At 66.6% G+C, this 16,125-nt stretch carries 13 protein-coding genes; 7 read left to right on the top strand and 6 right to left on the bottom strand.

Annotated features, from left to right (window positions below; all coding sequences use genetic code 11):
- On the top strand, positions 1-354 hold a 354-nt coding region (locus AB4Y44_RS37340; RefSeq protein WP_368702304.1), incomplete at its 5' end, for a peptidylprolyl isomerase.
- 32 nt (positions 355-386) lie between these two features.
- On the top strand, positions 387-1,184 hold the full coding sequence (locus AB4Y44_RS37335; protein ID WP_342921408.1) for a UDP-2,3-diacylglucosamine diphosphatase: 798 nt from the start codon (positions 387-389) through the stop codon (positions 1,182-1,184).
- Positions 1,185-1,254: 70 nt separating this feature from the next.
- Here the strand turns inward: AB4Y44_RS37335 and cysE are convergent, their stop codons facing one another.
- Together cysE and AB4Y44_RS37325 are read right to left on the bottom strand one after the other, a co-directional pair.
- The gene (cysE, locus tag AB4Y44_RS37330) at positions 1,255-2,079 is read right to left on the bottom strand and encodes a serine O-acetyltransferase (RefSeq protein ID WP_342921409.1); all 825 of its coding nucleotides are present in this window, start codon (positions 2,077-2,079) and stop codon (positions 1,255-1,257) included.
- Positions 2,080-2,299: 220 nt separating this feature from the next.
- Positions 2,300-3,106 carry an RNA methyltransferase gene (locus AB4Y44_RS37325; protein WP_342921426.1) on the bottom strand — a complete coding sequence of 269 codons (807 nt, stop codon included), beginning with the start codon at positions 3,104-3,106 and terminating at the stop codon, positions 2,300-2,302.
- A 526-nt stretch (positions 3,107-3,632) separates the two neighbouring features.
- Here AB4Y44_RS37325 and AB4Y44_RS37320 point away from each other — a divergent pair.
- From AB4Y44_RS37320 to AB4Y44_RS37305, 4 genes are all read left to right on the top strand, one after another.
- Positions 3,633-4,433, top strand: coding sequence for an inositol monophosphatase family protein (locus AB4Y44_RS37320; RefSeq protein WP_342921410.1), 801 nt, complete (start codon positions 3,633-3,635; stop codon positions 4,431-4,433).
- A 155-nt stretch (positions 4,434-4,588) separates the two neighbouring features.
- Positions 4,589-5,887 (top strand): lysophospholipid transporter LplT, encoded by a 1,299-nt coding sequence (gene lplT, locus AB4Y44_RS37315; protein ID WP_368702303.1) that lies wholly within the window; start codon positions 4,589-4,591, stop codon positions 5,885-5,887.
- Between the two features lie 96 nt (positions 5,888-5,983).
- Entirely contained in the window at positions 5,984-8,668 is a 2,685-nt protein-coding gene (mutS, locus tag AB4Y44_RS37310; RefSeq protein WP_368702302.1) for a DNA mismatch repair protein MutS, read from the top strand.
- Between the two features lie 100 nt (positions 8,669-8,768).
- Entirely contained in the window at positions 8,769-10,106 is a 1,338-nt protein-coding gene (locus AB4Y44_RS37305) for a hypothetical protein (RefSeq protein ID WP_368702301.1), read from the top strand.
- A 7-nt stretch (positions 10,107-10,113) separates the two neighbouring features.
- Here the strand turns inward: AB4Y44_RS37305 and AB4Y44_RS37300 are convergent, their stop codons facing one another.
- Positions 10,114-10,659: a peptidylprolyl isomerase gene (locus tag AB4Y44_RS37300; protein WP_342921414.1), complete on the bottom strand. Its 546-nt coding sequence runs from the start codon at positions 10,657-10,659 to the stop codon at positions 10,114-10,116.
- 32 nt (positions 10,660-10,691) lie between these two features.
- Between AB4Y44_RS37300 and AB4Y44_RS37295 the strand changes: the two genes are divergently transcribed.
- The gene (locus tag AB4Y44_RS37295; protein ID WP_368702300.1) at positions 10,692-11,924 is read left to right on the top strand and encodes a cupin domain-containing protein; all 1,233 of its coding nucleotides are present in this window, start codon (positions 10,692-10,694) and stop codon (positions 11,922-11,924) included.
- Between the two features lie 675 nt (positions 11,925-12,599).
- Here the strand turns inward: AB4Y44_RS37295 and AB4Y44_RS37290 are convergent.
- From AB4Y44_RS37290 to AB4Y44_RS37280, 3 genes are all read right to left on the bottom strand, one after another.
- Positions 12,600-14,870 carry an ATP-dependent DNA helicase gene (locus AB4Y44_RS37290; RefSeq protein WP_368702299.1) on the bottom strand — a complete coding sequence of 757 codons (2,271 nt, stop codon included), beginning with the start codon at positions 14,868-14,870 and terminating at the stop codon, positions 12,600-12,602.
- A 76-nt stretch (positions 14,871-14,946) separates the two neighbouring features.
- The gene (locus AB4Y44_RS37285; protein WP_028204122.1) at positions 14,947-15,180 is read right to left on the bottom strand and encodes a DUF465 domain-containing protein; all 234 of its coding nucleotides are present in this window, start codon (positions 15,178-15,180) and stop codon (positions 14,947-14,949) included.
- Positions 15,181-15,267: 87 nt separating this feature from the next.
- Entirely contained in the window at positions 15,268-16,104 is an 837-nt protein-coding gene (locus AB4Y44_RS37280; RefSeq protein WP_368702298.1) for a colicin transporter, read from the bottom strand.
- Between the last annotated feature and the right edge of the window lie 21 nt (positions 16,105-16,125).

The raw sequence follows: 16,125 nt of genomic DNA, 5'->3' as shown, positions 1-16,125 counted from the left end.
TTCATGATCCAGGGCGGCGGCTTCGACGCCGGCATGAAGCAGAAGCCGACCGAAGCGCCGATCGAAAACGAAGCGAACAACGGCCTGAAGAACGAGCGCGGCTCGATCGCCATGGCGCGCACCAACGACCCGCATTCGGCGTCGGCACAGTTCTTCATCAACGTCGCCGACAATGACTTCCTGAACCACTCGTCGCCGACGCCGCAAGGCTGGGGCTACGCCGTGTTCGGCAAGGTCGTGGAAGGCCTCGAAGTGGTCGACAAGATCAAGAAGGTCAAGACGGGCTCGAAGGGCTTCCATCAGGACGTGCCGGTCGACGACGTCGTGATCGAGAAGGCTGTCGTCGTCGAGTAAGCTTCATACAACTCTCACGCCCCCCTTCATCGATGCTGCAGGAAAAGGCTTTACGACACGCTGCCGCGGGCGTGCCCGGCGAGGGCAAGCGCCCGCACGCGGCTCGTCCGTTTCTGTTCATTTCCGATGTGCATCTGAACGAAGGGATTCCGCGTACGGTCGCCGCGTTCGAGCGCTTCATCCGGGTCACGGCCGATCAGGCCGACTCGGTGTTCATACTCGGCGATCTCTTCGAATACTGGATCGGTGACGACATGCTCACCGATGCGTTCCCCGCGCGCATGGCTGCGCTGATGCATACGCTCTCCGAGCGCGGCATCGCGCTCTACATCATGCACGGCAACCGCGACTTTCTGATGGGCAAGCGCTTCATGAAAGCCGCGGGCGCGATCTGGCTGCCCGACCCCATCGCGATCACCGCGTTCGGCACGCGCCTCGCCCTCGCGCACGGCGACGCGATGTGCACCGACGATCACGGCTATCAGCTCTTTCGCAAGCTCGCGCGCAACCGGCTCGTGCAGTTGCTGTTTCTGGCGTGGCCGTTTCGCTGGCGGCGTGCGATCGCCGAGCGGGCGCGCCGCGCGAGCGAGAACAAACGCAGCGGCCCGCGCCTGCCGAAGTACGACGTCACGGTCAAAGGCGTTGCGGCGCTCTTCAAGCGTGCGCGCGCGAACACCATCGTGCACGGCCACACGCACCGGCCGGCGCGCCACCAGGAGCCCGGCGGCACGCGCTGGGTCTTGCCCGACTGGGATCTCGATCACGGCAAGCCGCGCGGCGGCTATCTGCGCGTGGATGCCGAAGGCTTCAGGGTCTTGCCGCTGGACTGAAGTGCGGCGCTTTTACTTTTAGCACCGCGCTTTTGGCGCCTCGCTTTTAGCACCCGCCGGGCGCCATGCCTCAAACGCGCGCAGGCGCCTTCTCGTCTTCGCGGCTCGACGCTTCGGCTTGCGGGCCGCCGCATTCCAGCCCCTCGGACAGACGCCGCAATTCGGCGAGCGCCGCATCGGCGCCATGCAGCGCCTCGAGTCGCGCGCCGAGCCGCTCGAGCGCGACGACGATCGCATCGACGCGCTGCGTCTGCGTAGCCGCGTGGTCGATCAGGCCGTGGATCGCGAGCGAAACCGGGTCGTCGGCATTGGGCGTGATGCCATAGGCGCAAAAGCCCTCGCGCGCCGAGGCCGGCTTGACCTGCACCGGCGCGGTCTTCGCGGGCGCGACGACGCGCGCGGGGTTGCCCACCGCCGTCGCGCCTTCCGGCACCGGCTTCACGACCACGGCGTTCGAGCCGATTTTCGCCCCGGCGCCCACGGTGAAGCCGCCGAGCACCTTTGCACCCGCGCCGACGATCACGCCCGGACCCAGCGTCGGATGGCGCTTCGCGCCCCGCGTGAGCGACGTGCCGCCGAGCGTCACGCCCTGGTAGATCGTGCAGTCGTCGCCCACCTCGGCCGTCTCGCCGATCACGACGCCCATGCCGTGATCGATGAACACGCGCCTGCCGATGGTCGCACCCGGATGGATCTCGATGCCCGTCAGGAAACGCGCGATCTGCGAAACGTAGCGCGCGAGCCAGCGGCGCTTCGCGAGCCAGCACGCATGCGCGAAGCGATGCAGCACGAGCGCGTGCAGACCCGGATAACAGGTCAGGACCTCCCACGCGCTGCGGGCGGCGGGATCGCGCTCGCGGATCGTGGCAATGTCTTCGCGAAGTCTCTTGAACATGGCAGTCACGCTAAAAACGGGTGAAACACGGGGAATGGCGGCCGCGCGACGCCGCAGCGCACGCGCAAGCGGCGCAGCGGCTATTGCAGCCGCGCGCATTTGCTTATGAATTTTTCGCCGGTTTTCAGCCGATTGTAGGCGCAAAGCCGATTCGAGGTCGGAAGCCCCCGTCGGCGGCAAGGTTGGATGCCGGCGAGCGCAGCCGCGCCGGCGCAGAGGATCAGCGGTTCTCGCCCTTGCCGTCGCCTTTGCCCTTGAGCAGGAGGATGTGCTTGGCGATGCCGCGCACGATATTGACCTCCTCGCGCTCGAGCCCCGAGCGGGCGAACAGCCGCCGCAGCCGCGACATCAGCTTCTTCGGATTGACGGGGTCGAGGAACTCGAGCGCGATGAGCGCGTTCTCGAGGTGCACGTACATGCGCTCGATGTCGTCGCTCGTCGCGAGCGGCGACCCGGCCGCAGGCTGGGCGGCGCCGCCCGCTCCGCCCGCCGCCGGCAGTGCGGCGGCCGGTGCGCTCTCCCCGAGGTACGCGAGGCGCAGCTCGTAGGCGAGCACCTGGACCGCCTGGGCAAGATTGAGCGAGCTATAGGCGGGATTAGCCGGGATATGCGCAAGCGCGCTGCAGCGCTCGACGTCGTCGTTCGACAGGCCCGTGCGCTCGTTGCCGAACACGAGAGCGATGTCGCCGCCGTGCACGGCCTGGCGGCAGGCGTCCTGCACCGCCTGGCGCGGCGCTGCCGGCGGCGGCCCGTACTCGCGCGTGCGCGCCGTCAGCGCGAGCGACCATTGCACGCCCGCCAGCGCGTCGGCGAGCGTCGGCACGATGTGGGCAGCCGCGAGCACGTCGTCGGCGCCGCTCGCCATGGCCACGGCTTCCGGGTCGCAGTGGACCTGCGGCACGCGCGGCGCCACCAGCACGAGGCGCGAGAATCCCATGGTCTTCAGCGCGCGCGCGGCCGCGCCGACGTTGCCGGGGTGGCTCGGCTCGACGAGCACGAAGCGGGTAGACGTGAAGCCGCCGCGCAGCGGCTCGTGGGCGTCGCCGGAAGCCGGCGCCGTAGCGTGGGAAGTTGCGTCGGAATCAGGTGAATCGGGGTGCGCCAAGATGGTTCTCTAACCGCGAAAAGGATATTGAAATGTCTATGTTAGCGCGCCCGGCGCCGCGGCGATGCGCGCTCATGCACGTCCTGCCGCGCATGGCCGCCGTGCGCCACGTTGCCTGGGCGGGCGCGCTGACCGAACGTCCTATCCATAGAAATCCCGATATCCTGCCCGGGAGAAGCCATGGAAACGCCGATACTCGGGTAAAATGGCGCTTTCGCGCGCGTCGGGCGAATCGTGCAGCCGTGTTGCTGCCCGCCAGGCGCCCGGCAAGTCGCTGGCCAGCAGCGCCGCCGCGCCCCGCTCTTATCCAATTCGTCTCCGTTGACGGGACAGGTTCCGCAGGTCCGCTCGAGGCCCGCGCCCTGTCCAATCGTTAGACGCTTTAATCTTTTGCACCACCGGCGCGCATCCAGCCTTCGCGAGCGCCGGACAACAAGGATCCTGGCTCATGCATCCCATGCTCAACATCGCTGTCAAGGCCGCGCGTCGCGCCGGACAGATCATCAACCGCGCGTCGCTCGACCTCGACCTCGTGCAGGTCGCGAAGAAGCAGCACAACGATTTCGTCACGGAAGTCGACAAGGCGGCTGAAGCCGCCATCATCGAAACGCTCAAGGCCGCCTACCCCGACCACGCCATCCTCGCTGAGGAATCGGGCCAGTCGGAGAACGAGTCCGAGTACCAGTGGATCATCGATCCGCTCGACGGCACCACCAACTTCATCCACGGCTTCCAGTACTACTGCGTCTCGATCGCGCTCGCACACAAGGGCCTCGTCACGCAGGCCGTGGTCTATGACCCGACGCGCAACGATCTCTTCACCGCTTCGCGCGGCCGCGGCGCGTTCCTGAACGACCGCCGCATCCGCGTGGGCCGCCGCGACCGTCTCGCAGACGGCCTGATCGGCACCGGCTTCCCGTTCCGCGAAAAGGACGGCCTCGACAGCTACTGCGAGCTGTTCGCCGCAATGACCAACGCGTGCGCGGGCCTGCGCCGCCCGGGCGCGGCCGCGCTCGACCTGGCCAACGTCGCCGCCGGCCGCATGGACGGTTTCTTCGAGCAGGGCCTCAACCCGTGGGACGTCGCTGCGGGCGGCCTGCTCGTGACGGAAGCCGGCGGCCTGATCGGCAACTACACGGGCGACTCGGACTTCCTGCACGTGGGCGAAGTCGTCGCGGGCAATCCGAAGATCTACGCGCAGATGGTGCCGATCCTCTCGAAGTACACGCGCGTGCCCAAGGCGGCGTAAGCGCCCATGCGCGTCGCGGTGCACGCCTTGTTCCACCGCGACGCGTGCAGAGCGCGCGCCAGTTCACGCCTGGCCCACGCATGCGCAGCGAGCGGCTTCGGCCGCTTTTTTGTTTCGCCCGTCGCCCGGCTGCAAGAGGACCACGCACGCATCCGATGAAAAAAGGCTTCTACACGATCATCGCCGCGCAGTTCGTGTCGTCGCTCGCCGACAACGCGCTCCTCATCGCGGCGATCGCGCTGCTCACGGTGATTGCTTCGCCCGCCTGGGTGACGCCGCTGCTGCAGATCTTCTTCACGATCTCCTACGTGCTGCTCGCGCCTTTCGTGGGCGCGTTCGCCGACGCCCTGCAAAAGCGCCACGTGATGTTCGTCTCGAACGCGCTCAAGGCGTGTGGCTGTCTGCTGATGATCGCGGGCGTGCATCCGATGATCGCGTATGGCGTGGTCGGCCTCGGCGCGGCGGCTTATTCGCCGGCAAAGTACGGAATCCTGACGGAATTGCTGCCGGCCGAAAAGCTCATCGCCGCCAATGCGTGGCTCGAATCGGCCACGGTGCTTTCCACCATCGTCGGCACGATGATGGGCGGCGCACTCGTTTCGACATACGCCGACCGCTTCGTCACGCGTCATCCGTGGCCGGCGATCCATTCGGCCGCCGACCTTGCGATGCTCGCCGTCATGATCACGTATGTGTTCGCCGCGATCATCAACATCGGCATTCCCGACACGGGCGCGCGCTATGAGAACCGGCTCCGGGAGCCGGCTCGTCTCATGGGCGATTTCACGCATAGCTTCAACGTGCTCTGGACCGACAAGCTCGCGCAGATCGCACTCTGGGTCACGACCCTGATGTGGGGCGCGGCGGTCACGCTGCAACTGCTCGTGCTCAAGTGGGCCGACGCGAATCTCGGACTCTCGCTCTCGAAAGCCGCCGTGATGCAGGGCGTGACGGGACTCGGCATCGCGCTCGGCGCGGGCGCGGCCGCCGCATGGGTGTCGCTGCGCGCCTCGCTGCGCGTGCTGCCCGTGGGCGTGCTGTGCGGGGCGGTGGCAACAGGCATGGCGTTCTACAGCAAAGGCCTCTTTCCGCAAGGCGTTGGCGTGCGCTTCGGCACATTCATCGTGCCCTTCTATCTGCTTTTCGCGTACCCGCTGATGGTGCTGCTCGGCGTGCTCGCCGGTTTTTTCATCGTGCCCATGAACGCCCTGCTCCAGCATCGCGGCGCGACGCTGCTTTCGGCGGGTCACTCTATCGCGGTGCAGAATTTCAACCAGAATCTCGCGGTGCTGCTCATGCTCGGCGCATATGCGCTGCTGCTCACCGCGAAGATCCCCGTGCAGTGGATCATCGTCGTGTTCGGCCTGTTCGTTTCGACGATGATCTGGCTCGCCATGCGGCACAGTGCGGCAAACGCGCGCACCGTGGACCTGCTGGCGCTGGTCGACGAATGACGGAAGCACGCGTGACGGCGTTAGCCGAAAGGCTGGCTTTACATGCAATCGGCGCGCGTTAAACTCACGCCCTGAACCCCTAGCAAGACACCGAGGATGGCTACACACACCGCAAGCGCAGCCGACATCGCGCAACACACCCCCATGATGCAGCAGTACCTGCGCATCAAGGCCGACCATCCGGGCACGCTCTTGTTCTACCGCATGGGCGACTTCTACGAGCTCTTCTTCGAAGACGCCGAGAAGGCCGCGCGCCTGCTCGACCTCACGCTCACGCAGCGCGGGGCCTCGGCGGGCAATCCGATCAAGATGGCGGGCGTGCCGCATCACGCGGTCGAGCAATATCTCGCGAAGCTCGTGAAGCTGGGCGAGTCGGTGGCGATCTGCGAACAGATCGGCGACCCGGCCACCTCCAAGGGCCCGGTCGAGCGCAAGGTAGTGCGCGTGGTGACGCCCGGCACGCTGACCGACGCCGCACTCCTTTCCGACAAGAACGACGTCTACCTGATGGCCGTTTGCCCCGGCCACAACCGGCGCGGCGCGACCGTCAACGTGGGCCTCGCGTGGCTCAATCTCGCGAGCGGCGCGCTGCGCCTCGCGGAAGTCGCGCCGGAACAGGTCGCCACGGCGTTCGAGCGCATTCGGCCCGCCGAAATCCTCGTCGCGGAAATGCCGGCACAAACCGCCGCCTGGGCACCACCGTCCGGATCAGGCGCGCTCACGCGCGTGCCTGCCTGGCACTTCGATGTCGGCTCGGGCAAGCAACGCCTGTGCGACCAGCTCGACGTGGCGAGCCTCGACGGCTTCGGTGCGCAAACGCTCACGAGCGCGTGCGGCGCGGCGGGCGCGCTGCTGCTCTACGCGGCGGCCACGCAGGGCCAGCAACTGCGCCACGTGCGCAGCCTGAAGGTCGAAGCCGAATCGGAATACATCGGGCTCGATCCGGCCACGCGCCGCAACCTCGAGCTCACGGAAACGCTGCGCGGCACCGAATCGCCCACGCTCTGCTCGCTGCTCGACACGTGCAGCACGGCCATGGGCAGCCGCTTGCTGCGTCACTGGCTCCATCACCCGCCGCGCGAAGCGGCGCTCGCGCAAATGCGCCAGCAGGCCATCGGCGCGTTGCTCGAGGCGCCGCCGCAAGCGAGCGTCGATACGTTGCGCGGCGCCTTGCGCCAGATCGCCGACGTCGAGCGCATCACCGGGCGCCTCGCGCTGCTTTCCGCGCGCCCGCGCGATCTGTCGAGCCTGCGCGACACCTTCGCGGCGCTGCCCGCGCTGCGCGAACAGGTCGTCGCCGCCAGCGGCGCGGCCACGTCGCTCGCGCGCATTGCCGAGGCGCTCGAACCGCCCGCCGGGTGCGCGGCGCTCCTGCAGCGCGCGGTCGCGCCGGAACCGGCGGCTATGGTGCGCGACGGCGGCGTGATCGCACGCGGCTACGACGCGGATCTCGACGAACTGCGCGACCTCTCCGAGAACTGCGGTCAGTTCCTCCTCGACCTCGAAACGCGCGAGCGCACGCGTACCGGCATCGGCAATCTGCGCGTCGAGTACAACAAGGTGCACGGCTTCTATATCGAAGTCACACGCGGCCAGACCGACAAGGTGCCCGACGACTATCGCCGTCGCCAGACGCTCAAGAACGCCGAGCGCTACATCACGCCGGAACTCAAGACGTTCGAGGACAAGGCGCTGTCGGCGCAGGAACGCGCGCTTTCGCGCGAAAAGGCGCTCTACGACGCGCTGCTGCAGTCGCTGCTGCCGTTCATTCCCGATTGCCAGCGCGTGGCCGCCGCACTCGCGGAACTCGACCTGCTGGCCGCGTTCGCGGAACGCGCGCGCGCGCTCGACTGGAATGCGCCCACGTTTACGCAGGCGCCCGGCATCGAGATCGAGCAAGGCCGCCATCCCGTGGTCGAAGCGCAGGTCGAGCAGTTCATCGCCAACGACTGCCTGCTTTCGGCCGAGCGCAAGCTGCTGCTCATCACCGGCCCGAACATGGGCGGTAAATCGACCTTCATGCGGCAGACCGCGCTTATCGCCCTGCTCGCTTATGTGGGCAGCTACGTGCCGGCAAAGCGCGCGAGCTTCGGGCCGATCGACCGCATCTTCACGCGCATCGGCGCCGCCGACGACCTCGCGGGCGGCCGCTCGACCTTCATGGTCGAGATGACCGAAGCCGCGGCCATCCTCAACGACGCCACGCCGCAAAGCCTCGTGCTCATGGACGAGATCGGGCGCGGCACGTCGACGTTCGACGGCCTCGCGCTCGCGTGGGCCATCGCGCGACATCTGCTCGCGCACAACGGTTGCCACACGCTCTTCGCCACCCACTACTTCGAGCTCACGCAACTGCCGGCCGAATTTGCGCAGGCGGCGAACGTGCATCTTTCGGCCGTCGAGCATGGCCACGGCATCGTCTTCCTGCATGCGGTGCAGGAAGGCCCGGCGAACCAGAGCTACGGCCTGCAGGTCGCGCAGCTCGCGGGCGTGCCTGCCGCCGTGATCCGCGCCGCGCGCAAGCATCTCGTGCATCTGGAGCAGCAATCGGCGGGGCAGCCCACGCCGCAACTCGACCTGTTCGCCGCGCCCGCCGCCGAGTATGAGGACGATGCACCCATCGTCGAAGATCGCGCCGCGCCGGTCGAGGAGGATCGTGGCGCGTCACTCGTCGCACAGCGGCTGCGCGAACTCGATCCAAACGAACTGCGCCCGCGCGACGCGCTCGACCTGTTGTACGAACTGCATGAGCTGGCCACGGCGCCGGACGCCAAACGCTGAGCGTCGCCTCGCGACGCCGCCGCGGCCGCCGCAACCGGCGGGCCGCGGCAGTCCCCGCTCGCGCTATCTGAAAATGATGCGCCGTGCGTCGTGCACGTTGATGCTGGCTGCTTCGCTGGGTTCGCCGCTCGCGGCGTTCGCGCAGGCGCCGCGCTATGCCTTCGCGGTCGTGGCGAACGCGCTCACCTCGCAGTCCGAGGAGGCGTCGGCGCAGCGACTCATCGACGCCATCGGGCGCGATCCGCAAATCGCGTTCACGGTCTACGACGGCAATCTCAAAGGCGCACACGAAACCTGTGCCGACCATCTTTACGAGCAGCGTCGCGACCTGCTCGATGCGTCACGTGCGCCGCTCGTGTTCGTGCCCGGCGAACGCGACTGGGTCAGCTGCGGCATGAACGGCTCGGGCGCCTACGATCCCGCCGAGCGACTCGACTTCCTGCGCCAGAACTTCTTCTCCGATCCCAACGCGCTCGGCCAAACCCCCTTGACGCTCACGCGCGAGAGTGAAGTCTCGCGCTTCCGGCCGTATCGGGAAAACGTGCGCTGGCAACTCGGCGACACCGTGTTCATCGGGCTGAACGTGCCGGACGGCAACAATCACTATCTCAATGCGGGCGGGCGCAACGGCGAGTTCGAAGACCGCGTGATCGCCAACGGCTTCTGGCTCGAACATGCGGCCGAATATGCGAAGCGCCGCAACGCGCGCGCGATCGTCATCTTCATGCAAGGCAACGCGATGCCCGAGCATTACGAGCGTCCCGACCGCTTCGCGTGGCTGCGCTTTCACCGCGCACCGCGCGACGGCTATCTCGAGTTGCGCCGCAGCCTCGTGAAGCTCGCCGAGATTTTCCGCGGCCAGATCATCGTCGTGAATGCCGACGACTCGAAGCTCGCGCATGGCTTCACGATCGATCAGCCGCTGCGTAACGACAAGGGCGCAAAGATAGAAAACGTTACGCGCATCGCGTTCTCACTGCGCGATCCGCTCACGCAATGGCTGCAGGTGGACGCCGACATGGCGCGCCGCACGCCGCTGCGCGTGAGCGTGCGCGATGTACCGAAGCATCTGCCGCTGTTGCCCGCGCAGCCTTCGCCGTACACGCCCGGCGCGGGATCGTCGCCGGCGATGCCAGAGATGCCCGAAGTATCGTCGATGCCGGACGTGACCGAGATTCCCGGCATGCCTCAGTCGCCCGACGTCGCGCCTGCGACGCCTGGCGCATCGGGAACCGCCGTGCCGCCCGGCTTGCCGCCGGCCGGCAACGGCGTGCTGATGCCGGCGTGGCCCACCCAGGGTGGCCAGAATGGACTAAATGGTCGGAACGATGCGAACGGCCAGAACGGCCTGGAGGGTGGAAACGGCAGCGGCAATGGCCAGCCGCCTGATCAGCTGCAGCCGCCCGGCGCACCGGCGTCAGGCGGCTTCGCGCATTGAGCGGCGCTTAGTGCAGGGTGGGTTTCGAGGCGCCTTCGTCGCCGTCGTCTTCTTCGTCTTCGTCGATGATTTCGAGGCCGTCCGCGCCATGCGCGTGCTCATGTTCGATTTCGTCTTCGGTGGCGGTGCGCACTTCCTTGACCGTCAGCGCGAAACGCAGCGCCATGCCCGCCAGCGGATGGTTGCCGTCGAGCACGACCTTGTCTTCGGCAACATCCGTGACCGTATAGATGAGCGTGTCGAGATCTTCGTCGCCTTCTTCGGGCGTGCCTTCGAACTGCATGCCGACTTCGAGCGGCTCGGGAAAGCGGTTGCGCGGCTCGATCTTCACGAGCTCGGGATCGTACTCCCCGAAAGCGTCCTGCGGCTCAAGCTGGATCTGGGTCTCGAAGCCCGGCTCCTGCCCGTCCAGCACTTCCTCGATCTTGGGGAACGTGCCATCATAGCCGCCGTGCAGATAGACCATCGGCTCGTCGCTTTCCTCGATCAGATTGCCCTGCGCATCCGATAGCTTGTAAGCGACCGACACGACGGTGTCCTTTGCAATTTTCATTCGATCCTCCAGATTACAGACCACATTATACGATGCCGAAGCGGTCCCCAGACCACCCGGTGGACGCGCGCAAGCGGCGCGCCTCCCTCCCCCCGGCATGCCCCGCGCCCGATGTTGCCACGCCGCTTCTGGGCGGCCTGACGCCGGCGCAGTTCATGCGCAAATACTGGCAGAAAAAGCCGCTGTTGATCCGCCAGGCGATTCCCGACATCGAAGCGCCGCTCTCGCGCGAAGCCCTCTTCGCGCTCGCAGACAGCGAAGATGTCGAGTCACGTCTCGTCACACACTTTCGCCGCCGCTGGGCGCTCGAGCACGGCCCGTTCTCGCCGGACGACCTGCCGACGCCGAAGACCCGCCAGTGGACGCTCCTCGTGCAGGGTGCCGACCTGCACGACGATCGCGCGCGCGCCCTGCTCGAGCGCTTTCGCTTCGCGCCCGACGCGCGGCTCGACGACCTCATGATCTCGTACGCATCGGACGGCGGCGGTGTCGGCCCGCACTTCGATTCGTATGATGTCTTCCTGTTGCAGGTGCACGGCAAGCGCCGCTGGCGCATCGGCGCCCAGCGCGATCTCTCCCTGCAGGAAGGCCTGCCGCTGAAGATTCTCGCGAACTTCGAGCCTGAAGAAGAGTGGGTGCTGGAGCCGGGAGACATGCTGTACCTGCCGCCGCATATCGCCCACGATGGCATCGCCGAAGGCGAATGCATGACTTGCTCGATCGGCTTTCGTTCTCCTTCCACGAACGAATTGACGAGCCAGTTTCTTTACTGGCTCGCCGAGCGCGGCGCCGATGACGGCAACGGCAAGCCCACGCTGTACCGCGACCCCGACCAGCCGGCCGTGGCGCAGCCCGCGCAGCTTCCTCCGGCACTCGTAGAGCGTGTCGGCGGCGTGCTTGCTAAAGTGCGCTGGAGCGACGCCGACGTCTCCTCGTTCGTGGGCTCGTGGCTGTCCGAACCGAAAGCAAATGTCGTGTTCGACGCCCCCGAAAAACCGCTCGACGAAGCCCGTTTCGTTGCGCAAGCGGCAAAAAGCGGGATAACACTCGACCGCAGGACGATCCTGCTTTACGATTCGCGGTCGTATTACCTGAATGGGGAACAGTACTTGCTCAAAGAGGCAAGAAAGTGGCTGCCGGCACTGGCCGACAGGCGCTCTATGGACGGGAAACGCTTTGTAACACTCTCACACGATTCGTGTGTGACAGCGTTGCTACACGAGTGGTATCGTGCGGGCTGGATTCGGACCGGGGTGCTTGCCTAAGCGCTTCGGACTGTTATACCGTACTAAAATAGTGCTTGTATGAGAAAGACAACGTATTGTCCCCGGATTTGTCGACGGTCGATACGAAAGTGCCTATAATTTCCGGCCAGGCCGTAGGGAAGATTCACGCTCTTGCAGTGCGTCTCCACCAGCGGCTCAGGTCGGTGTTGGGGCACATTTACCGGTATTATTTTGCGCTGTTGCTTACCTTTAACCATAAAAGGACGTGATCATGAAGAAATCCCTCCTCGTAGCATCCCTGCTGGCAGCTGTTGCACTTGCTGCGTGCAACAAGAGCAGCGATCAAGCTGCTGCGCCGGCTAGCGATGCTGCTGCTGCTTCGGCACCGGCTGCTGCTGCTTCGGATTCGGCAGCTGCTGCTTCGGGCGCTGCTGCTGCTGCGAGCGACGCTGCTGCTTCGGCTACCGCCGCTGCTTCGGACGCTGGCGCTGCTGCTTCGGACGCAGGCGCTTCGGCTCCGGCTGCTGCTTCGGGCGCAAGCCAGTAAGTTGCGTTCGCGCGACGCTCGCCCGGGGCCTCGGTCCCGGCGGGCAGCGCAGCGAATCGCCGTACGGTCTGCTGCTTGCGTCAAACGCGCTTCAGACATACGGCGGGCAAGCAAAAAAGCCACGAACTCACGTTCGTGGCTTTTTTGTTATGCGGCGCGCATGAAACTCAATGCGCTTCGCCAGGCTCCCCCGCCTGCCCGTTCTTCTCTTCGAAGAACGCCTGCACCACTTCGATCTCCCGGGTCCGCTTGAACGGCGGCAGGCTTTGCCAGATGCGTCGTCCGTACGGCTTGTCGACGAGACGGGTGTCGCAAATCATCAACACGCCGCGGTCGGTTTCCGCGCGAATCAATCGCCCCGCGCCCTGCTTGAGCGTGATCACCGCCTGCGGGAGCTGGTGGACCGCGAACGGGCTCAGACCTTTCTTCGCCAGCGCGTCGAGGCGCGCCGCCAGCACTGGATCGTCGGGCGGCGCGAACGGCAGCTTGTCGATGACCACGAGCGAGAGCGCATCGCCGCGCACGTCCACGCCTTCCCAGAAGCTCTGGCTGCCCACGAGGATCGCATTGCCATAGGCACGGAAGCGTTCGAGCAGTTCCGTGCGGCTCGCGTCGCCCTGCACGAGCAGCGGCGTATTCCAGCCGCGCGCCTCGATCGTGTCGCGCAGCTTCTGGGCAATGCGGTCGACGGCACGCAGCGTCGTGCATAGCATGAAGACACCGCCGCCCGACGCCTCGATCGCCGGCAGCGCCGCATCGAAGACGGCGTCGGTGAACTGCGGCGACGACGGCTGCGGCATGTTGCGCGGCACGTAAAGCAGCCCTTGCGTGGGATAGTCGAACGGGCTCGGCAGCGTCATCGAACGGCGCGAACTCAGGCCCATTTGCGCCGCGTAGTGCGTGAAGTCGCCACGCACCGAAAGCGTCGCCGACGTGAAGACCCACGTGCGCGGCACACCGGCGCGCTGCTTGGCGAAGATCGGCGCCACCGAAAGCGGGGTTTCGTGCAATTGCACCGTGTGCGAGAACACCTCGACCCAGCGGACTTTCTCGTCCGCGTCGTCCGGCGCGTGCGCGTTGTCGTCCTGCCCGTCCGCGTCGGCCTTGCGTGTTTCGCGCGCTGGCGCGGCGCCCTGCGGCGCGGTCCAGCCCGCGAGGATGCCCTGCAGCTCGCGCGCGCGGCGCAGGCACGCGCCGATCGATTCAGCGCGCTCGGCCTGCCCCGCAAGTGCCGTGGCAAGCGTGCCCAGTTCGGTCTGCAGCGCGTCGAGGGCATCGAAGAGCGGGTGATCCTCGGGCAACTGCGTGATCGACAGCCGCAGCGAATCTTCCTTGAACGCGAGCCGCACGTCGCGTGCAGCGCGTTCCAGCGCCGCGCCGAGCTTGACCCACTCCACCGCGTCGCGCGCGTGGCTCAGGCCTTCGGCCACGCAATCGCGTGCGAGCTCGAGGAACTGCGCCGTCGAGAGCGTTTCGCCGAAAAAGAGCGTTGCCGTTTCGGGCAGCTGGTGCGCTTCGTCGAAGATGATCGTATTCGCGCTCGGCAGCAGTTCGGCCATGCCGGTGTCGCGCAGCATGATGTCGGCGAAGAACAGATGGTGATTCACCACCACGATATCGGCCTGCTGCGCCTCGCGGCGCGCCTGCATCACGAAGCAGTCCTTGTAATGCGGGCACTCCTGGCCAAGACAGTTATCGCGCGTCGACGTGACCATCGACCAGACGGCAGCCGTCTCGGGCACGCTCGCGAGCTCGGCCTTGTCGCCCGAGCGTGTGATCTTTGCGAAGCGCACGATTTCCTGCAGATACGCGGTTTCCTGGCGCGACGGCAGCCGGCCGTTGTCGGCCGTGCGTTGCAGATAGTAGTGACACAGATAGTTGGCGCGGCCCTTGAGCATCGCCACGCTCACGGGCACCGCGAGGGCGTCGCGCACCGTGGGGATGTCGCGTGCGAAGAGCTGATCCTGCAAATGCTTCGTGCCCGTCGAGACGACCACCTTGCCGCCCCACAGCATGGCCGGCACGAGGTACGCATAGGTCTTGCCCGTGCCCGTGCCCGCCTCGACGATCAGCGTGTTGTCGCCGTTCTCGGCTGCGGCGCGCGCCGCTTCCCCAGCGGCGGGCTGCGCCGGCGCACCACGCTCGACCCGCCGCGCCGGGCGCGACTGGAGTTCGAACGCCGCGGGATCGGGCAGGGATTGCGCGGCGGCTTCCATTGCGGCCGCGACCGCGCGCGCCATTTCGATCTGGGCAGCGCGTGGGCGATAGCCGTCGATCTCGCGGGCGAGCAAGCCGTCGGCCGCGAAGAGCTCCTCGAGCTCGGCGGCGCGGCGGGCGCTCAACATGGGTGCAGCGGCTGTTTGCGCCGCGCGCGCGTCGGCCTCCGGCGCGCCGCCTTCGCGCGCGGGCCGGGAACGGGAAACGGTCGTTGAATTCAAGGCAAGCGGTTCCTGCTCGGTCCGGAACGGCGCAACGCGCCGACTGCCGCGCCCCGGCGCCTGCCAGGACCCGGAATCAGGCGTGCCCGTCCGAAGTCTTCGTTGAATCGGGGTCCAGCTGCAGTTGCAGCAGGAGGATGTTGTCCTTGACCTTGAGCTTGCGCTTCTTCAGCCTCTGCAGTTCGAGATCGTCATAGTCCGGGGTGTCGGACATCCTGTCTATCAGGCGGTCCAGATCGCCATGTTCCGATTCCAGTTGCAGAATGCGGTCACGAAGGACCTCGGTCTTGACTTCACGATGCTCGCGCATGCTCGCCTCCTCGACATATGCGGCGCGCGCTTGCGAAGGACGACGCGCCTGAGGTTGCAGTCCGGCTGAAAAAGCGTGCTACTCGTGCTACTGGTCCTGCTGTTCTTCCTGCAGCTGCTTTTCCTGTTGCTTCTGCTGTTCTTCTTGTTGCTGCTTTTGTTGCGCCTTCTCGGCCGCCTGTTTCTGACGCTCTGCGACATCGGCCTTGTGCTTCGCCGCGTCTTCCTGCTTCTGCTGGTAGCGCTGGGCCTTGTCGGCGCGTTCCTGAGCCTTTTGTTCGCCCTGGCGGCGCGCTTCGTCGAGCTGGTTCTGGTAGTTCGCCTGCTTCTGGTCGTACGCCGCCTGGTTCGCGTTGCGCTGCGATTGCTCGCCCTGGCGTTGTGCCTGGGCCAGCGCATGCTGCCGCTGCTTTTCCTGATACGCCTGCTCGTTCGCCGCACGCTGCGGCGCTTCGGCCTGGCGCTGCGCCTGATCGAGCGCGTGTTGCTGCTGCTTCTGTTCGTACGCCTGCGCGCTGGCCGCTTCGTTGGCGGCGCGCTGCGGCGCATTCGCTTCGTCCTGCGCGCGTTGCAAGGCGGCCTGCTGGTCGCGCTGCTGCGCATGCGCAGCACGTTTTTCGTCGTCGAGCGCCAGTTGCTCGCGGCGGATGTCGGCCTGCACGACACGCATCTTGTCGCGCGCCTTGCCGATGCAATGATTCACGAAGAACGTGCTGTAGCAGTTGTGCTGCGCGACTGCAAACTGATAGTCGTTCTCCGCGCTACGACGGTCCAGCACCTGTTGCCGCGCGTCGAAGTCGCTCGGCTGCGACTGTGGCGCGCCGGCGGCCCCAGCCGCGTCGGACGCCGCGAGCGGCGCGTTGCCCGAAGGCGCCGGCTGCACCGGCGCAGTTGCCGCACCCTCCTGCTGCAGCGGCCCTGTCACCCCGACCGCCTGCGCGAGGGC

This window comes from Paraburkholderia sp. BR10937, from assembly GCF_040965695.1.
GTDB lineage: Bacteria > Pseudomonadota > Gammaproteobacteria > Burkholderiales > Burkholderiaceae > Paraburkholderia.
Note: the sequence above shows the minus strand (reverse complement) of the source record. Positions and strands in the feature narration are given on the sequence as shown.